Raw genomic sequence first — 20,092 nt, 5'->3', positions numbered from 1 at the left:
AAGCAACCGATGAACCCGAAGCAACCGATGAACCGGGTCGGTTGGCAGACTGTCGCCGTGACCGACCGGGTGGAGGAGGGCTGATGGCTGCGAACATGCCTGCAGGCGTGCAGGTGGCGTCCTTGGGACGAAGGCTCGTGGCCCACGTGATCGACTCGCTCGTGCCGGCGGTGCTGGTGGCCGGATTCGTGCTGCTGAGGCCGCACCTCGACAGCGCCACCCTGCTGGTGGCCTCACTGCTGTTCGGCATCGCTGGGCTGGGTTGGTTCCTCGTGCTGTGGTGGTCCTACGGCACCCGCGCCACGGGTCCTGGCTTCGCTGCGACAGGGCTCAGGCTGGTCGGGCTGCAGGACGGCCGTCCGATCGGCTGGGGACGCTGGCTCGTCCGCCAGATCGTGTTCTCGGCGATCAGTGGCACGGGTGTGGGGTGGATCGCGCTGCTGGTCTTCCTCGTCATCCAGGAGCGGCGGCAGGGTTGGCATGACCTGGCATCCGGTGCCGTCGTGATCCAGCTCGCGAACGATCAGGTCAAGCCGCAGGCCCGTCCGGCCGCTCCGGTCCGGCAGCGTCCGACGACGGTCGCGTTGCCTCCGCACCTGGTCGCGGCCGCGTTCGATGGGTCCGGCTCGGGTCAGGCCGGGTCGTACGGCCCACCTTCGAACCAGGAGTACAACGCTTACGGGCAGCAGGCCCCCATGGGTCAGCAGGTCGCGAGTGCACCGCCGGATCAGACCCCGTGGGCTGCCGGTGGCCACGAGACCGACTCGGGCGGAGGATGGCGGCCCCCCGCTGGTCCGGTTCCTCGCCAGGCCGGGGCGGCTCCCCAGACGGCATCCCCGGGTTCGTCCATCTGGCCGCCCTCGACCCGTGATCCGGAACCTGAACGAGCTGCCCGAGTCGTCCAGCGCGAGGCTCCCGTCGACGAGGAGGACTACGGCACCCGGCTGATCCCCACCCGCGCCAACCTCCCGGCGCGCCCGGCCGACGAGGGCTGGTACGTGCAGATCGATGACGGACGCCGCGTGCCCGTCGAGGGCACCGTCGTGATCGGACGACGACCCAGCCAGCCCACCGACGGACCCACGGCGACCCTCGTCGAGGTGGGCGAGGGGGGTCAGGCCGTCTCGAAGACGCACCTGGCCGTGGGCGTCGACGCCCGTGGTGTGTACGTCACCGATCTCGGATCGACCAATGGCACAGCGCTGGTCAACGGATCAGGCGAACTCGACCCCTGCCAGCCCGGGGTCGCGGTTCGGGTGCGGGAGGGGCAGTCGGTCAGCTTCGGCGATCGCGCCCTGGTCGTGATGCGCCACCCACCAGCAAGCGCGACCCAGTAGTCCCTCGCTCCCCACCCGACCGGCGTCGATCGAGGAGGGGGCGAGGGGAGGCCTCAGGATGGCTAGTCCTTGGCGTCGGCCGCGAACTCCGTGGCGGTGCGGTTCGACATCTGCTCGTAGTCGCGCCAGCGCCGATTGACCTGGTTCTGACCGACCGCGAGCATCCGCTCAGCGCCCTCGGGGTCGGAACGGCTGAGCATCCGGAAGCGCAGTTCGTTCTCGTGGTAGGTGCGCAGCGGCACCCTCGGACGAGGGGAGTCGAGCAGGAACGGGTTCTTCCCGGCCTCCCTGAGCACCGGGTTGAAGCGCATCAGCGGCCAGTGGCCGGAGTGCACCGCCAGGTACTGCTGGTCGAGTCCCTTGGTCATGTCGATGCCGTGGGCGATGCAGTGGCTGTAGGCGAGGATCAGCGAGGGGCCGTCGTAGGCCTCGGCCTCACGGAAGGCCTTCAAGGTCTGCTCGGGATCCGCACCCATGGCCACGCGGGCCACGTAGACGTTGCCGTAGGCGATCGCCTGCAGCGCCAGGTCCTTGCTGATGGTCTCCTTGCCGCCGGAGGCGAACTTGGCGACCGCGCCCATCGGGGTCGCCTTGGAGGCCTGACCGCCGGTGTTGGAGTACACCTCGGTGTCGAGCACCAGCACGTTGACGTTGCGACCCGAGGCCAGCACGTGGTCGAGCCCGCCCGACCCGATGTCGTAGGCCCATCCGTCCCCGCCGACGATCCACACCGAGCGCCGCATCAGGTGATCGGCCACCGACCTCAGGTCGGCGGCGCGCGGACCCTCGACGCGGTCGAGCAGGTACTTCAGTTCCTCGACCGCCCGGAACTGGTTCGACAGGTCCGACTCGTACAACTGGTCGTTCTCGAGGATGGCGTCGACGAGGGCGTCGTCACCGATCTCGGGACGAAGCTGCTCGAGCCTGGTGCGGGCCAGGTTCGTCTGCAGGTCGGCGGCCAGCCGCAGGCCGAGACCGAACTCGGCATTGTCCTCGAACAGCGAGTTCGACCAGGCGGGTCCTCGTCCGTACTTGTTGCTCGCCCACGGGGTGGTCGGCAGGTTGCCGCCGTAGATCGAGCTGCAGCCGGTGGCGTTGGCGATGGACGCACGACCGCCGAACAATTGGCTCAGCAACTTCAGGTAGGGGGTCTCGCCACAGCCGGTGCAGGCACCGGAGAACTCGAACAGCGGCTGCAGGTACTGCACCCCCCGCACCGTGCCGAAGTCGACCCGGCTCCGCATGTTGACGGGCAGCTTCTCGAAGTGGGCGATGTTGGCGCGGGTGGTCTCCCGTTCGGGAGCCGGGGCCAGGTTGATGGCCTTGCGGCCCCCGCCGTCGGGGACCGTCACGGGGCAGGCCTCCACGCACAGCGAACAACCGGTGCAGTCCTCGGCGTACACCTGCAGGGTGTAGCGCGCCCCCGGCAGCCCGGCAGCGTTCAGGTCGGCGCTCTGGAAGCTCTCCGGGGCACCCTCGAGACCGCTCTCGGGGTAGTACTTCGCCCGCAGCACGGCGTGCGGGCACACGAATGCGCAGTTGCCGCACTGGATGCAGGCCTGCGGATCCCACAGCGCGACGATGTCGGAGATGTTGCGCTTCTCGTACTGGGTGGTGCCCGACGGGTAGGTGCCGTCGACGGGAAGGGCGGAGACCGGCAGGTCGTCCCCTTGGTCGAGCAGCATCTGGCTGGTGACGTCACGGACGAAGGTGGGCGCGTCCAGCGGTACCGGGGCGACCATGGCCACGTGCGAGGCGGGCTCGGCTGGCACCTCCACCCGGTGGAGGTGCGCGAGGGCTGCGTCGACCGCGGCCTCGTTGCGGGCCACCACATCGGGTCCGCGCTTGCCGTAGGTCTTCTGGATGGACTTCTTGACCTCGGCGATGGCCTCCTCGCGAGGCAGCACCCGCGAGATCGCGAAGTAGCAGGTCTGCAGCACCGTGTTGGTGCGGTTGCCCATGCCCGCCGCCCGCGCCACGGCGAAGGCATCGACCGTCCACAGTTCGCAGCCGAGTTCGATCAGCCGCTCCTGCATCGGCCGGGGCAATCGGGCGAACAACTCGTCGGGTGGGTAGGGCGCGTTGACCAGCACAACGGTGCCCCGGCGGGCGTACCGCAACACGTCGACCCGCTCCAGGATCGACCAGTGGTGCACGCCGATGAAGTCAGCGGCCGAGACCAGGTAGGGCGCCGTGATCGGCTGGGGACCGAACCGCAGGTGCGAGACCGTTCGTGAACCCGACTTCTTCGAGTCGTAGACGAAGTAGCCCTGCGCGTGGATGCCCTCGCGCTGGCCCAGGATCTTGATGGTGTTCTTGTTGGCGCCGACCGTGCCGTCGGAGCCGATGCCGTAGAAGGCGGCGCGCTGCGTGTCGGGCGACTCGACGTCGAGGTCGGTGGGGTAGTCGAGGCTGAGCCTCGACACGTCGTCGTTGATGCCCACCGTGAAGCGTGGACGAGGGTGCTCGCGCGCCAACTCGTCGAAGACGCCGACGACCATGCCGGGCGTGAACTCCTTGCTCGACAGGCCGTAGCGACCGCCGATGACGCGGGGAAGGTGCTCGCGGACCCCGGTGGCCACGGCCTCGGCCAGAGCGCTGGTCACGTCGAGGAACAGCGGTTCGCCGCCGGCTCCCGGTTCCTTCGTCCGGTCCATCACCGCGACCCGGGTGGCGGTCGCGGGCAGGGCGGCGAGCAGGGCCTCGACGGGGAACGGACGGTAGAGCCGCACGTGCACGACCCCCACCTTGGCGCCGGCAGCGTTGAGGTGGTCGACGGTCTGCGCAACGGTCTGGGCGCCCGAACCCATGATGACCAGCACCCGGTCGGCGTCCGGGGCCCCGTGGTAGTCGACCAGGCCGTAGCCGCGACCGGTGAGTGCGCGGAACTCGTCCATCGCCTGGGTGACGATGCCGGGCACCCGGTCGTAGTAGGGGTTGACGGTCTCCCGTGACTGGAAGTAGGTGTCGGGGTTCTGGGCCGTGCCACGGATGTAGGGGTGCTCGGGCGACAGGGCACGCCGCCGGTGCTCGAGGATGAGGCTCTCGGGCACGTAGGCGCGCAGGTCGTCGTCGCTCAGCAGGTGCACGGTGTTCAGTTCGTGACTGGTGCGGAAGCCGTCGAAGAAGTGCAGGAATGGCACGCGGCTGCGCAGGGTCGCCAGTTGGGCGATGGCGGCGAAGTCGTGGGCCTCCTGCACGGAGGCGGAACTCAGCAGCGCGAACCCGGTCTGGCGCACGGCCATGACGTCCTGGTGGTCGCCGAAGATCGAGAGCCCCTGCGCCGCGAGGCTTCGGGCAGCCACGTGGAAGACGGTGGAGGTCAGCTCGCCCGCGATCCGGTACATGTTCGGGATCATCAGCAAGAGGCCTTGTGAGGCCGTGAAGGTCGTGCTGAGCGCCCCTCCTTGGAGGGCTCCGTGCAGGGCTCCCGCCGCGCCGCCCTCGGACTGCATCTCGATGACGGTGGGCTTCACCCCGAAGACACTCAGCCGCCCGTGGGAGGCCCATTCGTCCGCGAGTTCGGCCATCGTCGACGACGGCGTGATCGGATAGATCGAGCAGAGCTCGTTGAGTCGGTAGGCGACCGAGACTGCCGCCTCGTTGCCGTCGATGATCGCGATCTGGTTCATTCCGGTGGCCTCTCAGCGCTCGGGGATCATCTCGATGGCGTGGACGGGGCACTGCTCGTAGCAGGTCCCGCAGCCCGTGCATTTGGTGTAGTCGTAGCGGTATCGCAGACCCTCGCCGAGTTTCAGCACGGCATCCTCGGGGCATGACCCCAGACAGCCGTCGCACTCGATGCAGTTGCCGCAGCTCAGGCAGCGCCACGCCTCGGTTCGCGCGTCCTCCTGGCTCAGACCCCCGACCACCTCGTCGAAGCTCTGCCTTCGGGCCACGTCGAGTTCCGGCTGGTCGTGGCGGCGGTCGTCGTCGCCCCAGTACCAGACGTTCAGCTTGTCGAAGCTGGCCAGGTCGTGCTTGGGCGACTCGACGATGGGCCGACTCGACAGCCACTGGTCGATCACGCGGGCGGCCTTCTTGCCGTGGCCGACGCCGATGGTGACGGTGCGGTCGGATGGCACGGCGTCACCCCCGGCGAAGATGCCGGGCACGTCGGTCATCAGGGTGCTGGGGTTGACCTGCACGACATCGCCGTCGAACCGGAGCCCGGGGATCTGCCGCAGGAATCCCGAGTCGGCCTCCTGGCCGAGGGCGAGGATGACCGTGTCGGCCTCGAGGGTCTCGAAGCGTCCGGTGCCGACTGCCTTGCCGTTCTCGTCGATCTCCATCACCTCGACCTGCACCTGGCCCTCGTCCACGAAGTTGATGGTGCGCAGCCAGTTCATCTTCACTCCCTCGCGCACCGCCTCGGCATGTTCGTCGGCGTGCGCGGGCATGTGGTCCTGGGTGCGCCGGTAGACGACGATGGACTCCTCGGCGCCGAGGCGCCGCGCCACGCGGGCGGCGTCCATTGCGGTGTTGCCGCCGCCGTAGACGGCGACCCGTCGTCCGATCACGGGACGATCCCCGGAGGCGACCCCGCGCAGGAAGCTGACGGCATCGACGATGCGGCCGGCGTCGCGGGTGGGGATGTCGACCCGCTTCGAGAGGTGGGCGCCGATGGCGACGAAGACGGCGTCGAAGTTGCCCTTCTGCTGCTCCTCGAGCAGGTCGTTGACGGTGTGGTTCTGCACGAAGGTGACGCCCAGCGCGCGGACCCGCTCGATCTCGAGGTCGAGCACGTCGCGGGGGAGTCGGTACTCGGGGATGCCGTAGCGCATCATGCCGCCCGGCAGGTCGGACGAGTCGTGCACCTCGACCTCGTGGCCGAGCATCGCCAGGTGGTAGGCCGCGCTCAGCCCGGACGGTCCGGCACCGATGACGAGCACCCGTCGTCCGGATCGGTGGGCCGGCGGGGTGAACTGCCAGCCGTTCTCGAGGGCCAGGTCGCCGAGATAGCGCTCCACGGAGTGGATGGAGACCGAGCCGTCGAGTTCGATGCGGTTGCAGGCGGTTTCACAGGGGTGGTAGCAGACGCGTCCGTGGATGGCGGGGAACGGATTGTTGCGGGTCAGTTCCCGCCACGCCCCGAGGTCGTCCTTGGCCTTGACCAGCCGCAGCCACTCCTGGATGTTCTCGCCGGCGGGACAGGCGTTGTTGCACGGGGGCAGCAGGTCAACGTAGATGGGCATGCGCAGCCGGGTGGGTCCGACCCGCCCGGTGGATGCCTCGAGATCAGGCAGGTGGGTCAGGTTGCGATCCACTGCCCCGATGGGCTGTTCAGCCATGCTGCACCTCCGTTGGTAGCTGCTCGAAACACTACGCCGTGTAGTAGATCGCTCAACTGTCAGGGGAGGCTTTGGCTGGGGTGGGGCCGACTCAGATCGCGGTGCGGTGGAAGTTCAGGTGTGAACGGCTCGCCGTCGGACCCCGCTGCCCCTGGTAACGGGACAGGTGTGCACCCCGGCCGTAGGGCTGCTCGGCCGGGGAGCTCAGCTGGAAGAAGCAGAGCTGACCGATCTTCATGCCCGGGTAGAGCTTGATCGGCAGCGTGGCCACGTTCGACAACTCCAGCGTGACGTGCCCGGTGAAGCCGGGGTCGATGAATCCGGCAGTCGAATGCGTGAGCAACCCCAGCCGGCCCAGGGACGACTTGCCCTCCAGTCGGGCGGCGATGTCGTCGGGCAGGGTGACCAGTTCGAGGGTGGCTCCCAGCACGAACTCCCCGGGGTGCAGGACGAAGGGGTCGTCCCCCTCGGGCTCGACCAGTCGGGTGAGTTCGGCCTGCTCCACCGCCGGGTCGATCACGGGGTAGCGGTGGTTCTCGAAGATGCGGAAGAAGCGGTCGAGGCGAACGTCGATGCTCGAAGGCTGCACCATCTCGGGGTCCCAGGGGTCGAGTCGTACTCGTCCGCCCTCGATCTGGGTACGGATGTCACGGTCTGACAGCAGCATGGTGGTTCCTCAGTAGGACGAGTCGCCGGTGGCGGGGGAGCCGTCGAGCACGGCGCGTGTGCCCGACAGGCCGAGCCGGGTGGCCCCGGCCTCGATCATGGCCAGCGCGGTGGCGTGGTCGCGGATGCCGCCGGAGGCCTTGACGCCGAGGCGCCCACCGACGGTCTGCGACATCAGCTGCACGGCGTGCACCGAGGCGCCGCCGGCGGGGTGGAAGCCGGTGGAGGTCTTCACGAAATCGGCGCCGGCGGCCTCGGCCGCGCGGCAGGCGGCCACGATCTCGTCGTCGTCCAGCGCCGCCGACTCGATGATCACCTTCAGGACCTTGGGGGCCGGGATCTCGGCCCGGACGGCGGCGATCTCGGCCTCGACCGCGTCGACGTTGCCCGCCTTCAGCAGTCCGATGTCGATCACCATGTCGACCTCGTCCACACCCGCGGCGACCGACTCCTTGGCCTCTGCGGCCTTGACGGCCGCGGTGTGCTTGCCCGAGGGGAAGCCACAGACGACCGCCAGCTTCACCGCTCCCAGATCGACCTGCACCGGCAGCATGTTCGGCGAGACGCAGATCGAGTACGTGCCCAGCAGCTTGGCCTCCTCGGCCAGGGCGGTGACGTCAGCCGGGGTGGCATCGGTCTTCAGCAGGGTGTGGTCGACGTACTGCGCGAGCTCGGCTCGGGACATGGAGGGCATGGTGCTCCTTCGGCGGGTGCCACGGTGGTGGACGCGACCCACTCTAGGGACTCGTGGACGCGCGGGGTGTCGAGGTCGGCTCGATGTGGCGGACGACCGTGCCCTCAGTCCCCGGTCGAGGGCAAACCGATCGGACGACTGGTCCGCTGGGGTGCGGTCGTCGCTCCGCCCGCGGCCGCCGGGCGATCGGCAGGATCGGTGGACGGCGTCCGGTTCGAGGGTGTCGAGGGCGTGGGGGCTGAGTCCACACCCTGGGGGAGCGCGTGGATCATCGCCGGATGCACGATCTGGGGATCCTGGGGCTGCTGACGTGCCAGTGGGGGCTTCTCGAGGACGATGCCCGCGGTGGTCGAGGTCGTGCTGGCCGAAGGCCCCGCGCTGGTCGAAGCGGACGGGGTGGTGTCGGACCGTGCGGAGCTGGGGCTCGCCGTGCTCGGCCGGGTCGATTGCACTGGGGTCGACTGGACTGGGGTCGATTGCACTGGGGTCGATTGCACTGGGGCCGACTGCACGGGGGTCGACTGCGACTGGGTCGGCACACTGAGTCGGCCCACCATGGTCGCGCTCGGACGGATGGCTTGGCCGATCCGGGTTCCCTGGTCGTACTGGAAGAGGTTGTTCGAGACCATGATCCGGTACAGCAGGTAGGCGTAGTTGGGGTCGGTCGCGTAGCCGCCACGCTGGATCTCCTGGGCGAACAGGCGCGGGTCGGCGTTCACCGTGAACGCGGCGTTGTAGATGCCGCGGTTCTTGAGGTAGTAGCCGTGGTCGGCCAGCGAGTCGGTGGCGCTGGCGTAGCTGCGGAAGTAGGCGGTCACCGTCGTCCAGGAGCCGTAGACGTACTCCTGGGTCTGCATGCCCACACAGCCGGACTGGTACGGGCTGACCGACCCGCCGGGCACGCACTTGATGCCGAAGTAGGCGTTGTACTGCTTGGACAGTTGGGAGCCACCCCAGCCGCTCTCGAGGATGGCCTGCGAGATGGTCACCGAGACCGGCACCCCGAACTCCTGCCAGCCCTGCACGGCACCGGGCAGCATCTCCTGGATGAAGGCCTGCTGTTCAGCGGCGGTGGCACCCTGGGCCGGACGAGCCGACTGCCAGACGGCCAGGGTCATGGCCGCGACAAGGCTCGCCAGCAGCACGACGACGCCTCGGCGAAGGGGCATCCCGACGGCGCGAACGCCAGAGGTGGGGAAGCCAGAGGAGGGGAGACCAGACGACGGGAAACGGAGGGGGGATCCATTCACCCGCTCATCCTCAGGCGGCGCGGGTCGCCTTGTCACACCCAGAATCAAGTTGAGGTTGAGCCTCGCGGCACCGTGCACCCCTCTGGTCAGCCAGGCTCCCTGACCCGATCCGGCTTCCCGATGACCTCACGGGCCCCCGAGAGAGGCCCGGCACCCCGTCGGGAAGCCGGATCGGCGCACCGGTCCGGGCACGGCACCGCCGCAGCGGTCGCTGGCGAGTCAGTCCTGGGCAGGGGCGGCGGGGAAGCGCAGCTGGAATCTGGTGTCGCCGGGGCGGCTGGACACCGTCGCCGTGCCGCCGTGGGCGGCCATGACGGCCTCCACGATCGCCAGGCCCAACCCGGTGGACGGCTCCGCGGAGTGGGCCCTGGCCACGTCGGCGCGCGCGAATCGCTCGAACACCTGACCCGACACCGCCTCGGGGATTCCGGGACCGGTGTCGGCCACCTCGATCAGCACCCAGCCGGGCTCACTGCGCACCGACGCGGTCACCACGGTGCCCGCGGGTGTGTGCTTGCGCGCGTTCGACAACAGGTTCACCACCACCTGCACCAGCCGGTGGCGGTCGGCCATCGCCAGCACCTCGTGACTGGGCAGGTCGACCTGCCAGCGCTGCCCACCGCCAGCGGCACGGGCGTCCGAGACCGCGTTCAGCACCACCTCGACGCAGTCGACGGGCTCGGGCTGAAGATTGGGGTCACTGTCGAGACGGGCGAGCAGCAGCAGGTCCTCGACGAGGCTCGACATGCGGCTCGACTCCGACTCGATGCGCTGCATCGCGAATTGCGACTGGTCGGGCAGGGCCTCGCGGCCACGGCGGGTGAGCTCGGCGTAACCCCGGATCGAGGCCAGCGGGTTGCGCAACTCGTGCGAGGCGTCCGCCACGAACCGCCGCACCTTGGTCTCGGACTCCTGCCGAGCCGCCAGGGCCGACTCGACGTTGTCGAGCATCTGGTTGAAGGCCCGCCCCACCTGGCCGACCTCGTTGCCGGGATCGGTGTCCAGGGCCCTCATGGGCAGTGCGACCTCACCGGTCCGCAGGTCGAGCTGGCCCACCTGGTGTGCTGTCTCGGCCAGCCGATGCAGGGGACGAAGGCTCCGGTGCACCAGCGGTCGGGTCACCATGACGGCCACGGCGATCGCCACCAGCGTGAGGGCCGACATGAACAACAGCACCCTCATCGTCATCTGGTTCACCTGCTTCAACGGCAGGGCAGCAACATAGGTGCCGTCACCACGGGTCACGCTGATCACCCGGTAGGAGCCGAAGTCGTCGAGCACGAGGGTGCGGATCTCGCCGTCGTCCGGCAGGTTGAGCAGGTCGGCGATGACGTCGCCGCTGGGAACCACGAGCGCGCCCTCGGAGACAACCCGTGCGCTGGCGAAGCTGCCGTGTTGCTCGACGATGATGGTGCCAATGGGGTTGCCGAGTTCGGTGGCCCCGCGGGGCGCCTGTTGGTCACCGTCCGGGGTCTCCGAGCGTGCCTGCCGGGCCGCCACCGCGTGCAGTTGCACGTCCATCTGGTCGACCAGCACCTGTCGCACCGCCAACAATGCAATCAGGGTGGTCAGCATGAGCACCGCCGCCACCACGAGGCTGACCCGCACCACCAGCTGATGGCTCAGCGACGCCCCGCCACGTCGAGGTCGTCTCCGCGACGTGGCGGACGGGGACTTCCGGTCGGGGTTCGGGCTGATCACCCCCGGCGAGGAGGGCGGTGCGGAGGGTTCGTCCGAACGAGGGGACGAGGTCACTGCGGCGCCTTCAACACGTAACCGGCGCCGCGCATGGTGTGGATCATGGGTTCACGCTGCGCGTCGATCTTCTTGCGCAGATAGCTGATGTAGAGCTCGACCACATTGGCCTGACCGCCGAAGTCGTAGTTCCACACCCGGTCGAGGATCTGGGCCTTCGACAGCACCCGGCGCGGATTGCGCATCAGGTAGCGCAACAGTTCGAACTCCGTCGCGGTCAGCGAGATGGGCTCGCCACCCCGGGTCACCTCGTGGGAGTCCTCGTCGAGGGTGAGGTCACCGACCACCAGGGTGGTGTCGGTGCGCGCCTCCGTGGCGCCGCTGCGGCGGAGGAGGGCCCGCAGCCGGGCGACCATCTCCTCGAGCGAGAAAGGCTTGGTGACGTAGTCGTCGCCACCGGCGGTCAGGCCCTGGATGCGATCGGAGACCGCGTCCTTGGCGGTGAGGAAAATGACCGGCACGTCGGGCTGCTCGGCCCGGATCCGCCTCATCACCTCGAGCCCGTCGAAGTCGGGCAGCATCATGTCGAGGATGATCACGTCGGGTCGCACAGCGCGGGCCACCTTGACCGCCGACAGCCCACTGTTGGCCGTACTGACCTGCCACCCCTCGTAGCGCAGCGCCAGCGCCAACAGGTCGGTGATGCTGGGCTCATCATCGACGGCCAGCACCTGGATCGGTGAGCCGTCGGGCTTGGTGAGGGGCGGGGCGGTGCTCATGGTGCAACTGTGACACCCGGGTCACCGATTCGGCTGTGTGAATCCTGTGGGAAGCCTGTGAACACCGCAGCCCAAGGGACGACCGTTCAGGCCGGGTCCGCGTCGTCGATGTAGCGGGCATCCGGGCCGTCAGGGGCGCGCCGGAACAGCGCGTCGACCCCTGCCCGTCCGGCGCCGAAGGTGAGGAAGACGAGCGCGAGGCTCGCCAACGCGACGTTGTACTCATAGCCGTTGTTGGCCAGATGGGGTCCGAGTCGCCACTTCGCGAACGCGACGATCATCACCTGCTCGACCAGGAGCACACCGCCGAGCAGTGGGGTGAGCAGCCCGAACACCAACAGCGCGCCACCGATCACCTCGAAGGCGATGGCTCCCCAGGCGAACACCTCCGGGTAGGGCACGTGGGCTGCCGTCAGGATCTGCACCTGCTTGGGCACTCCGTCCTGCCATCTGGTCCAGCCGTGCACCATCATGATGGCGCCGGTGGCGATGCGGGCGATCATCAGGGCGAGGTCCTGACAGACGCGGATGAATCCCTTCATGGGGGTCTCCTGTGCTGTGGGTGGTGGCCCGATCGTGCCAAACCCGCCGGGGCATGTCCACGCACCGGGCCGTCACCCGTCCCCCCAGCGCCGCCCTGGCCGAGGACCCGGAAACTCGTTGCCAGTCGACCTGACCGCCCCTACGGGGTGCCCCACCCGCTGCTGGCGACGAGTTTCCGGGTTTGGGTGCAGCAGATGCGGGGGAGGGGGGCCGTTAGGGTGACGGGGTGCTGATCCTGCTGCCGCCCTCCGAAGGCAAGGCGACCCGCCGCCGAGGGGCGCCGATGAGGCTTGATCGGTTGGGTCTGGCCGGCCTGAACCCGGCTCGGGAGGCTGCCATGGCTGCCTTGGCGCAGGCCAGTGCACGCCCCGACGCGCTCGAGGTGCTCGGTGTCGGCGCCAGTCTGGCCGATGAGGTGAGGGCCAACACCCGGCTCGAGTCCGCGCCGGCGCTGCGTGCCAGCGAGCTCTACACCGGGGTGTTGTACGAAGCGCTCGCCCTGGGGCAGCTCGACCCAGCCTCCAGCCGCCGGGCCGCCCGGCAGGTGCGCATCTTCTCCGCGCTGCACGGGGTGCTCAGCCTCGGCGACCGGTTGTCCCCGTACCGGCTCTCCGCAGGGGTGACCCTGCCCGGGCTCGGCAACGTGACCAGCCACTGGCGTGAGTCGTTGTCACTGCTCGACGCCGAGTGGGCGGACGAGCTCCTGGTGGACTGTCGCAGCGGTCCCTACCGATCGATGTGGAGACCGGTTGATCGGTCCCGATGGGTGACGGTCGACGTGCCCGCGGCGAGCCACTTCGCCAAGCACACGCGAGGACTGGTGGCGCGCGCCCTCGTGCAGCACGGAGGGCGACTCAGTCGTCCCCAGCAGTTGCTCGAGGCGCTCGACGGTTTCTCACCGTCGCTGTCGGGCAGCGGGGCCGGGGGCTGGCAGTTGACCGTCGTCGCGCCGCAATGACCATCGCCGCCACGGTGGTGCCGGCTCAGCTGCCGGTCACCCCACGCCTCCAATAGCCCATGAACGACACCTCGTCCTTCGGCACGCCGGCGGCCCTGGCTTCCGCGCGCAGGGCTCGCACCCACCCGGCTTCCCCCGCGATCCACACCTGACGTGTGGCCCCGGGACGCCTGCCTGCGGCAGCCTCGTCCCACAGCAGCGGTTCGTCGTCCGATGGGCGCTCGGCCGATGCCCCCTCGTCCGATGAGCCCTCGTCGGGCGTGGCCGGAGCCCGGTCGAACACGCGCGGCATCCGCTCCCCCCGGTCGCGAACCACCCACTCGATCGTGACCCCGACGGGCAGGGGGACCTCACGCACGTCGTCGGCATGGGGCACCTCGAGCACCACTCGTCCGTGGGTGTGCGAGGGCAGGCTGGCGACGATGTTGAGCACGGCGGGCAGGGCTGTCTCGTCGCCCACCAGCAAGACCTCGTCGCTCACGGGGGGCCGCCACGCGACACCGACGGTGTCATGGCCGGGGACGGTGCGATCCCCCGCCACCAGCACCGTGCGTGCACCCAGCGGGGCGTCGAGGGCGAACCTCATGCCCGGCGCCTCCTGGTGTTCGTCCACGGGGTGCACGGCGACGTCGATGTCCACCTCGCCAGAGGTGCCCGGATCTTCCGACGAGGGTCGCACCGCCACCAGGGTGTAGGTGCGCAGCGCAGGGCGCTGATCGCCGGCGGCGAGCAGCGCGGCGTACCAGTCCTCCCCGCTGGTCAGCATGAGGTCGAGCGCAGCCTCATCGCCGAAGAGCAACTTCACCCGCTGGTCGAGCAGGGTGGGGGAGCAGTCACCCAGGTCGTCCCCCGCGAGCGTGATGCGCACGAACGAGGACGACACCCGGGTGCGAGCGGCGAGCCTGGTTGAGTAGGTCCTGTACGGGGTGGTCATGGGGAACTCCTTGGTCGGGCGGGGTGGGGCCGGAGCGAGGGTCGCATCAGCGCAGCGCCCGGTTGCGGTACAGCAGCCACCAGAAGACCGGCGCCCCCACGAGGGAGCAGACCAGTCCGACGGGCAACTGCGCCGGGGCCAGCACGGTGCGTCCGAGGGTGTCGGCCGCGAGCACCACCAACCCACCGAGGGCCACGGCCAGGGGGGTCTGGCGGCGATGGTCGGGCCCGACCATGAGTCGGGCAAGATGTGGGGCGATCAGGCCGACGAAGCCGATCACGCCGATGGCGGCCGTCGCCGCCCCGGTCAGCAGCACCGCGGCCAGCAGCGCCCCACCCCTGATCCGGGTGTGGCGTACTCCCAGCAGCCTGGGGGTGTCGGGGTCGAGTTGCACCAGGTCGAGGTCACTCCGGAAGGCCCAGACCCCCACCATCACCAGCACCACGAGCAGGCCCACCGGTGGCAGGTTCGAGGCGACCGTCGAATAGGTCGAACCGCCCAACCAGGTGATGGCGCGGGTCTGGTTCCATGGGTCGGTCGACACCACCAGCAGCGTGCAGAGCGCTTGGAAGCCGGCTGCGAGACCGAGTCCGACCATCACCAGTCGGGTGGGGTCGAAACCCCCGCGGGAACTCAGCGCGATCAACAGGCCGCCGGCAACCAGGGCCCCGACCAGGGCGAAGGTGTTGATCGAGGCCACGCTCAGCGGAACCGCCAGCGCCCTCGCCCCCACGATGACGGTGAGTGCCCCCGCACCGGCTCCGGCCGAGACTCCCAACAGTCCGGGGTCGGCGAGTGGGTTGCGGGTGACGGCCTGCGTGAGGGTGCCAGCCAGGGCGAGACCCATGCCCGCGAGCACGGCCGCGGCGACCCTGGGCCACCGGGTGTCGAGCATGAAGCTGATCCGCCCCGAGGCCTCCCCCTGCAGCCAGTTCCAGACGTCGCCCATCAACAGCCCACCGTCCCCGAACAGCAGTGCCACCCCGCCGCCCACCACCACGAGGAGGAACGCAACCAGCACCACCATCGGTGCGAGCCGGCCGAGGGGCGGTCGCCCGTGGCCCACCATCGCGGTGGCATCGACCCGACCGGTCCGCATGCCCTGGCTCAGCACCACCAGGAAGACGGCGCCGACCAGGGTGGTGATCACGCCGGTGGGAATCCTGGCGGCGTCGGCGGCTCCGATCACGGACCGCAGGGCGACGTCAGACCCGACCACGAGCATCGCCCCGACCAGTGCGGCGCTCGGCACCAGCCAGCGGTGCCGGTGCAGACCGGGCAGCCAGCGGGTCGACAACCGGACGATCGCCGGCGCACACAGCCCCACGAAACCCAGCGGCCCTGCCAGCGCGACCGCCGTCGCGGCCAGCAGCACGGCCAGCACCACGACCACCAGCCGGGTGCGCACCACATTGAGACCCAGGGTGCGGGCCTGGTCATCGCCCAGGGTGAGCAGGTCGAGGCGGCCACCCATCGCGACCAGCGCCAGCAGGGCCAGACCGATGACGACGGTTGCCCGCACGGCTGCGCCGGGATCGGCTTGGCTGAGCGAGCCGGCTCCCCAGGCGAACAGGCCCTGGGTCTCCTGGCTGAAGATCAGCATCAGGGCCGAGGTCACGCTCATCAGTGCCATCGTCAGCACCGATCCGCCCAGCACCAGACGCACCGCGTCACCGGACGCCCCGGTCAGCAGGAAGGCGAGGCCGGCCGCCGCGAGCCCTCCGGCGAGAGCGACACCCGTTCCCCCCAGCAGTCCGAGGTGCAGGCCGAAGGCCGAGACCACGGCCAGCGTCAGGTAGGCGCCGGCGTTGATGGCCAGGGTGTCGGGTGATGCCAGTGGGTTGCGGGCCACCGATTGCAGGGCGGCGCCGGATCCACCGAGAGCCAACCCGACCAGCAGCCCGGCCGCCAGACGTGGCAGCCGCGATGCCAGCACCACGTCGGCCGTCTGCCCACCGGCTCGGCCGATGGCCCACTGCCAGACGTCAGCGGCGCCGACGCCAGCGGTGCCCTGGGTGAGGTGCAGCAGTGACAGGGCAGCGAGCGCCACCAGCCCCACGACCATCCAGCCGAAGAGGGGTCGGGTGGCGCGGGTGTGGCTCATGGGGGAACCCACGGTGGTGGGTCAGGCGGCCAGCAGGGTGACGAGTTCGTCCACCCACTGGGTCAGGGAGGCGGGACCCCCGTAGACCCAGATCCCGTTGGCGGCGGCCTTCACCCGGCCGTCCCTGACGAACGGCAGGCCCTTCCAGACCGCGTTGCCGGCCAGAGCCTTGGTCGGGTCGGTGGTGCCATTGGCCCAGTTGAGGAAGGTCAGGGAGGGGTCGAGCGTGGTCAGTCCCTCGAGGTCGAGCGATCCGATGCCCCAGGCCTCGTCCCCCGGTTCGGTGTACGCGTTGGTGAGACCCAACTTCTTGGCCACGGCACCGGGCACCGAACGGTCGGAGTGCATGCGCACGTCGACGGACGACCCCTGCACGTTGACGTAGCTGAAGACATAGGGCGACGTCACCGAGGCGAGCTTCGCGGCCGAGTCGGCGAGATGGGTCTCGAACTCCGACCAGATCCTCTCAGCCTCGGCGCTCCTGCCGAGCAGCAGCGCGGTGTCGGTGAAGTTTCGGCGCACCTGCCCCAAGGGATCACTGGCCTTGGCCCCGGTGAGCAGCACGACGGGTGCGATCTTCTCGGCCTGCGCCAGCGCGGTGTCGGGAACCGATCCCTCGACCCCCAGGATGAGGTCGGGTTCGGCCCTGGCGATGGACTCCAGGCTGGGCTCGGAACGCATGCCGACGTCGATGGGAGCCGCTGAGAGCTTCTGACTCGACACCCAGGAGCCGAACCCCTTCACATCGGCCACTCCGACTGGCTGCACACCCAGGGTCAGCACGTCCTCGGTGGGCCCCCACTCCAACGTGACCACGCGGGTGGCCGGCTTCGCCAGGGTGATGGTCCTGCCGCGCGAGTCGATCACGGTGATGGCCCGGGCCGTCGCCGCCGAGGAAGAGCCCGAGGAGGCTGCGGACGAGCCCCCCGAACTCGCGGACGTGCGCGGCTGTGCGGCCTCGGTGGTGCCGCAGGCAGCGAGCAGGGCGGTGGCGGAGAGGCCAGCGGATGCCCCGAAAAGGGCGCGACGGGTCAACGACATGGCGGGTTCTTCCTGTGGTGGGGGATGGAGCGGGTGAGAGTGGGCTGGTGAGGTGTCAGGCGATGAGCTCACCGAGGCGTTGTCGGGTGGCGCATCGCGGCAACGGACGAACCTGCAGCAGCCCGGCACTGTCGATCACCTCGATGGGCGTCTGGTAGGCCCGGGTGAGGGCTTGCTCGGTGAGCACGTCAGTCGGGGTTCCCTCCGCGACGATCGCCCCGTCGACGAGCAGGACGACCCGGTCGGCCACGGTGGCCGCCTGGTTCAGGTCGTGCAGCACGACCCCGATGGCGACGCCGTGGTCGTCGGCCAGGTCGCGGATCAGGTCGAGCAGTTCGGACTGGTAGCGCAGGTCGAGGTGATTGGTGGGCTCGTCGAGCAGCAGCACAGGAGTCTGCTGGGCGAGGCAGCTGGCGAGCCAGACCCGTTGCACCTGACCTCCGGAGAGTTCGTCGATGGATCGTTCGGCCAGCTCGTCGACCCCGGTGAGCGCCATCGCTCGCCGCACCGCCTCGAGTCCGGCGGGGTCGGCACCCGTCCAGCGCGACCGGTGGGGGTGCCGTCCGAGACCGACGATCTCTCGCACGGACATGCCGGCAGGGGTCGGACGATGCTGGGTCAGCATGGCGAGTCGGGTCGCGAACCGACGGGGGCTCAGGGTCAGGCAGTCGACGGGGTCGCCGCAGTCGACGGAGTCGACGGGGCCGCCATCGTCCTGGGCCGCGTCGGAGCCGCCAGTGGCGAGATGGAGTGCACCCGCGGAGAGCCCGTGCAGCCGGGCCATCCCGCGCAGCAGGGTCGACTTGCCCGAGCCGTTCGGGCCCACCAGGGCGAGCACCTCACCGGCACGCACCTGAAGGCTTGCCTCGTGGACGACAGTGTGGCTGCCGTAGGCGAGTCGCAGCTTGCTGGCCGTCAGCGCGGGCGGGGGAGCCGCCTCAGTCCGGATCATGAGGAAAGGTTAGGCTCACCTAACTCAATATGGCAAATGTCCCGTGCGGTAAATCACGCCGCGCGGTGCCGTGGTCCAGGCCAGCCTGCCCCCGGCGGGCCGGGGCAGGCTGTTGTTGGCGGAGTGCCTCCAGGCGTGCTCCCGGACCTCGCGAGTCAGCTGGCGAGGGCGATGGAGGTGGCTGCGGGTGACACGACCCACGTCTTGTAGCCACCATCGAGGTTGCGCGACTCGCGGCCGTGCTCGGCCAACAGACGTGCGGCCGCGTGCCCGCGCACCCCGACTGCGCAGTGCACCACCAGAGGGCCCTCGGGAAGTTCGGTCAGGCGCTCGCGCAGTTCATCGAGGGGCAGGTTGATCGCCCCCGGAATGGCGCCGGCGGCGAATTCGCCCTCGGTGCGCACGTCGATGACCGCCTCCCCGGCAGCCATGGCATCGGCGAGTTCGTGCCACTGGATGGAGCGGGTGAGCCCCGTGGCGAGGTTCTGGTCGACGTAGCCGAGCATGTTGACCGGGTCCTTGGCCGAGCCGTAGGGCGGTGCATAGGCCAGTTCGAGATCGGCCAGGTCAGAGGCGGTGAGTCCACCTGCGATCGCCGTGGCGATCACGTCGATCCGCTTGTCGACCCCGTCCCCTCCGACCGCCTGGGCGCCCAGGATCGCATCGGTGTCGGGGTCGACCAGCAGCTTGATCGACATCGTCTCCGCGCCGGGGTAGTAGGAGGCGTGCGAGGCGGGGTGGGTGTGGATCACGCGCACCGGACGGCCCGCCGCCCGCAGGCGCTTCTCGTTGAGGCCGGTCACCGCGACGGTCAGCCCGAACACCGAGACGATCGCAGTGCCCAAGGTCGGACGATCCTTGCCGGATCGCCCGCAGAGCACGTCCGCAAGGACCCGCCCCTGCCGGTTCGCGGTGTTGGCGAGCGGCACCAAGGTGTGCTCGGCGGTCAGCCCGTCGATCTTCTCGACGGCGTCGCCGATGGCCCAGACGTGCTCGACATTGGTGGCAAAGTGCTCGTCGACGGCGATGCCGCCCCGGGGGCCGAGTGCGACCCCGGCCGCGGTCGCCAAGGCCGTCTCGGGTCGGACCCCGATCGCTGCCACCACGAGGTCGGCAGGCAGGCTGGCGCCGGAGGCAAGTTCGACCCGGTGCTCGCTGATGGAGGTGACGGCGTCCGACAGGTGCAGGTCGACGCCCTGGTCGCGCAGGCGGGCGTGCACGATGGCCGCCATTTCGGGGTCGAGGGGGGCCATCACCTGGTCGGTCGCCTCGACGAGGCTGACCCGCATGCCGCGATGGGCCAGGTTCTCGGCCACCTCGAGTCCGATGAAGCCGCCTCCGATGACGACCGCCGTGGCCGGACCCGCCGTCGCGCCCGTGGCCAGTGCGACCGCGGACGAGAGGCGGTCGGTGTCCTCGACCGAGCGCAGCGCCAAGGCGCGCTCGATGCCCGGGATGGGGGGTACCACCGGACGCGCGCCGGGGGAGAGCACCAGCTCGTCGTATCCGAGGGTTGACTCGACCCCATCGGTGATCGCGCGGAGGGTGACGACTCGCTGGTCGGGGTCGATGGCGGTCACCTCCGTGGCGACGCGCACGTCGAGGCGAAAGCGTGCCCCCAGTGATGCGGGGGTCTGCAGCAGCAGGGACTGGCGCTCGGTGATGACACCGCCCACGTAGTAGGGCAGCCCACAGTTGGCGTACGAGACGTGGTTGGTGCGTTCGACCACCACGATGTCGAGGGACTCGTCCAAGCGGCGCAGGCGGGTGGCCGCGGACATCCCGCCGGCCACTCCGCCGATGATCACGATGCGACGGGGGGGAGTGGAAGGTAAGGTCATGTCAAGA

The 20,092-nt window shown here is 69.7% G+C and carries 15 protein-coding genes; 2 read left to right on the top strand and 13 right to left on the bottom strand.

The features are described 5' to 3' along the window. The first annotated feature begins 83 nt into the window (after nt 1-83). Entirely contained in the window at nt 84-1,337 is a 1,254-nt protein-coding gene (locus QQZ11_RS03155) for an RDD family protein (protein ID WP_284548624.1), read from the top strand. 62 nt (nt 1,338-1,399) lie between these two features. On the opposite strand, the gene nifJ is transcribed toward QQZ11_RS03155, so the two are convergent. From nifJ to QQZ11_RS03115, 8 genes are all read right to left on the bottom strand, one after another. Then, nucleotides 1,400-4,969 carry a pyruvate:ferredoxin (flavodoxin) oxidoreductase gene (gene nifJ, locus QQZ11_RS03150; RefSeq protein ID WP_284548623.1) on the bottom strand — a complete coding sequence of 1,190 codons (3,570 nt, stop codon included), beginning with the start codon at nt 4,967-4,969 and terminating at the stop codon, nt 1,400-1,402. A 12-nt stretch (nt 4,970-4,981) separates the two neighbouring features. Further along, nucleotides 4,982-6,628 (bottom strand): NAD(P)-binding protein, encoded by a 1,647-nt coding sequence (locus QQZ11_RS03145; RefSeq protein ID WP_284548622.1) that lies wholly within the window; start codon nt 6,626-6,628, stop codon nt 4,982-4,984. A gap of 91 nt (nt 6,629-6,719) precedes the next feature. Beyond that, complete coding sequence (gene dcd, locus QQZ11_RS03140) at nt 6,720-7,295, bottom strand: dCTP deaminase (RefSeq protein WP_284548620.1); 576 nt, start codon at nt 7,293-7,295, stop codon at nt 6,720-6,722. 9 nt (nt 7,296-7,304) lie between these two features. After that, nucleotides 7,305-7,988, bottom strand: a complete 684-nt coding sequence (deoC, locus tag QQZ11_RS03135; RefSeq protein ID WP_284548618.1) for a deoxyribose-phosphate aldolase — start codon at nt 7,986-7,988, stop codon at nt 7,305-7,307. 104 nt (nt 7,989-8,092) lie between these two features. Then, a complete protein-coding gene (locus QQZ11_RS03130) occupies nt 8,093-9,157 on the bottom strand; it encodes a glucosaminidase domain-containing protein (protein ID WP_284548617.1) in 1,065 nt (354 codons plus the stop codon). A gap of 300 nt (nt 9,158-9,457) precedes the next feature. Further along, the gene (locus QQZ11_RS03125) at nt 9,458-10,849 is read right to left on the bottom strand and encodes a sensor histidine kinase (protein WP_284548615.1); all 1,392 of its coding nucleotides are present in this window, start codon (nt 10,847-10,849) and stop codon (nt 9,458-9,460) included. A gap of 140 nt (nt 10,850-10,989) precedes the next feature. Next, on the bottom strand, nt 10,990-11,712 hold the full coding sequence (locus tag QQZ11_RS03120; protein WP_284548613.1) for a response regulator transcription factor: 723 nt from the start codon (nt 11,710-11,712) through the stop codon (nt 10,990-10,992). Nucleotides 11,713-11,798: 86 nt separating this feature from the next. Continuing rightward, on the bottom strand, nt 11,799-12,254 hold the full coding sequence (locus QQZ11_RS03115) for a DoxX family protein (RefSeq protein WP_022909339.1): 456 nt from the start codon (nt 12,252-12,254) through the stop codon (nt 11,799-11,801). Between the two features lie 227 nt (nt 12,255-12,481). Between QQZ11_RS03115 and QQZ11_RS03110 the strand changes: the two genes are divergently transcribed. Continuing rightward, on the top strand, nt 12,482-13,213 hold the full coding sequence (locus QQZ11_RS03110; protein WP_284548611.1) for a YaaA family protein: 732 nt from the start codon (nt 12,482-12,484) through the stop codon (nt 13,211-13,213). Between the two features lie 25 nt (nt 13,214-13,238). On the opposite strand, the gene QQZ11_RS03105 is transcribed toward QQZ11_RS03110, so the two are convergent. The 5 genes from QQZ11_RS03105 to QQZ11_RS03085 form a co-directional block, all read right to left on the bottom strand. Continuing rightward, nucleotides 13,239-14,147, bottom strand: a complete 909-nt coding sequence (locus QQZ11_RS03105) for a siderophore-interacting protein (protein WP_284548609.1) — start codon at nt 14,145-14,147, stop codon at nt 13,239-13,241. Nucleotides 14,148-14,193: 46 nt separating this feature from the next. Further along, a complete protein-coding gene (locus QQZ11_RS03100; RefSeq protein ID WP_284548607.1) occupies nt 14,194-16,251 on the bottom strand; it encodes an iron ABC transporter permease in 2,058 nt (685 codons plus the stop codon). A gap of 21 nt (nt 16,252-16,272) precedes the next feature. After that, complete coding sequence (locus QQZ11_RS03095) at nt 16,273-17,292, bottom strand: ABC transporter substrate-binding protein (protein WP_022909343.1); 1,020 nt, start codon at nt 17,290-17,292, stop codon at nt 16,273-16,275. A gap of 55 nt (nt 17,293-17,347) precedes the next feature. Further along, nucleotides 17,348-18,244, bottom strand: a complete 897-nt coding sequence (locus tag QQZ11_RS03090) for an ABC transporter ATP-binding protein (RefSeq protein WP_284548605.1) — start codon at nt 18,242-18,244, stop codon at nt 17,348-17,350. A gap of 155 nt (nt 18,245-18,399) precedes the next feature. Then, complete coding sequence (locus QQZ11_RS03085; RefSeq protein WP_284548604.1) at nt 18,400-20,085, bottom strand: FAD-dependent oxidoreductase; 1,686 nt, start codon at nt 20,083-20,085, stop codon at nt 18,400-18,402. Nucleotides 20,086-20,092: the final 7 nt, after the last annotated feature.

This window comes from Aestuariimicrobium sp. T2.26MG-19.2B (assembly GCF_950101875.1).
Lineage (GTDB): Bacteria > Actinomycetota > Actinomycetes > Propionibacteriales > Propionibacteriaceae > Aestuariimicrobium > Aestuariimicrobium kwangyangense.
The sequence above is the reverse complement of the archived record's forward strand: the minus strand, read 5'-3'. Positions and strand labels throughout refer to the sequence as shown.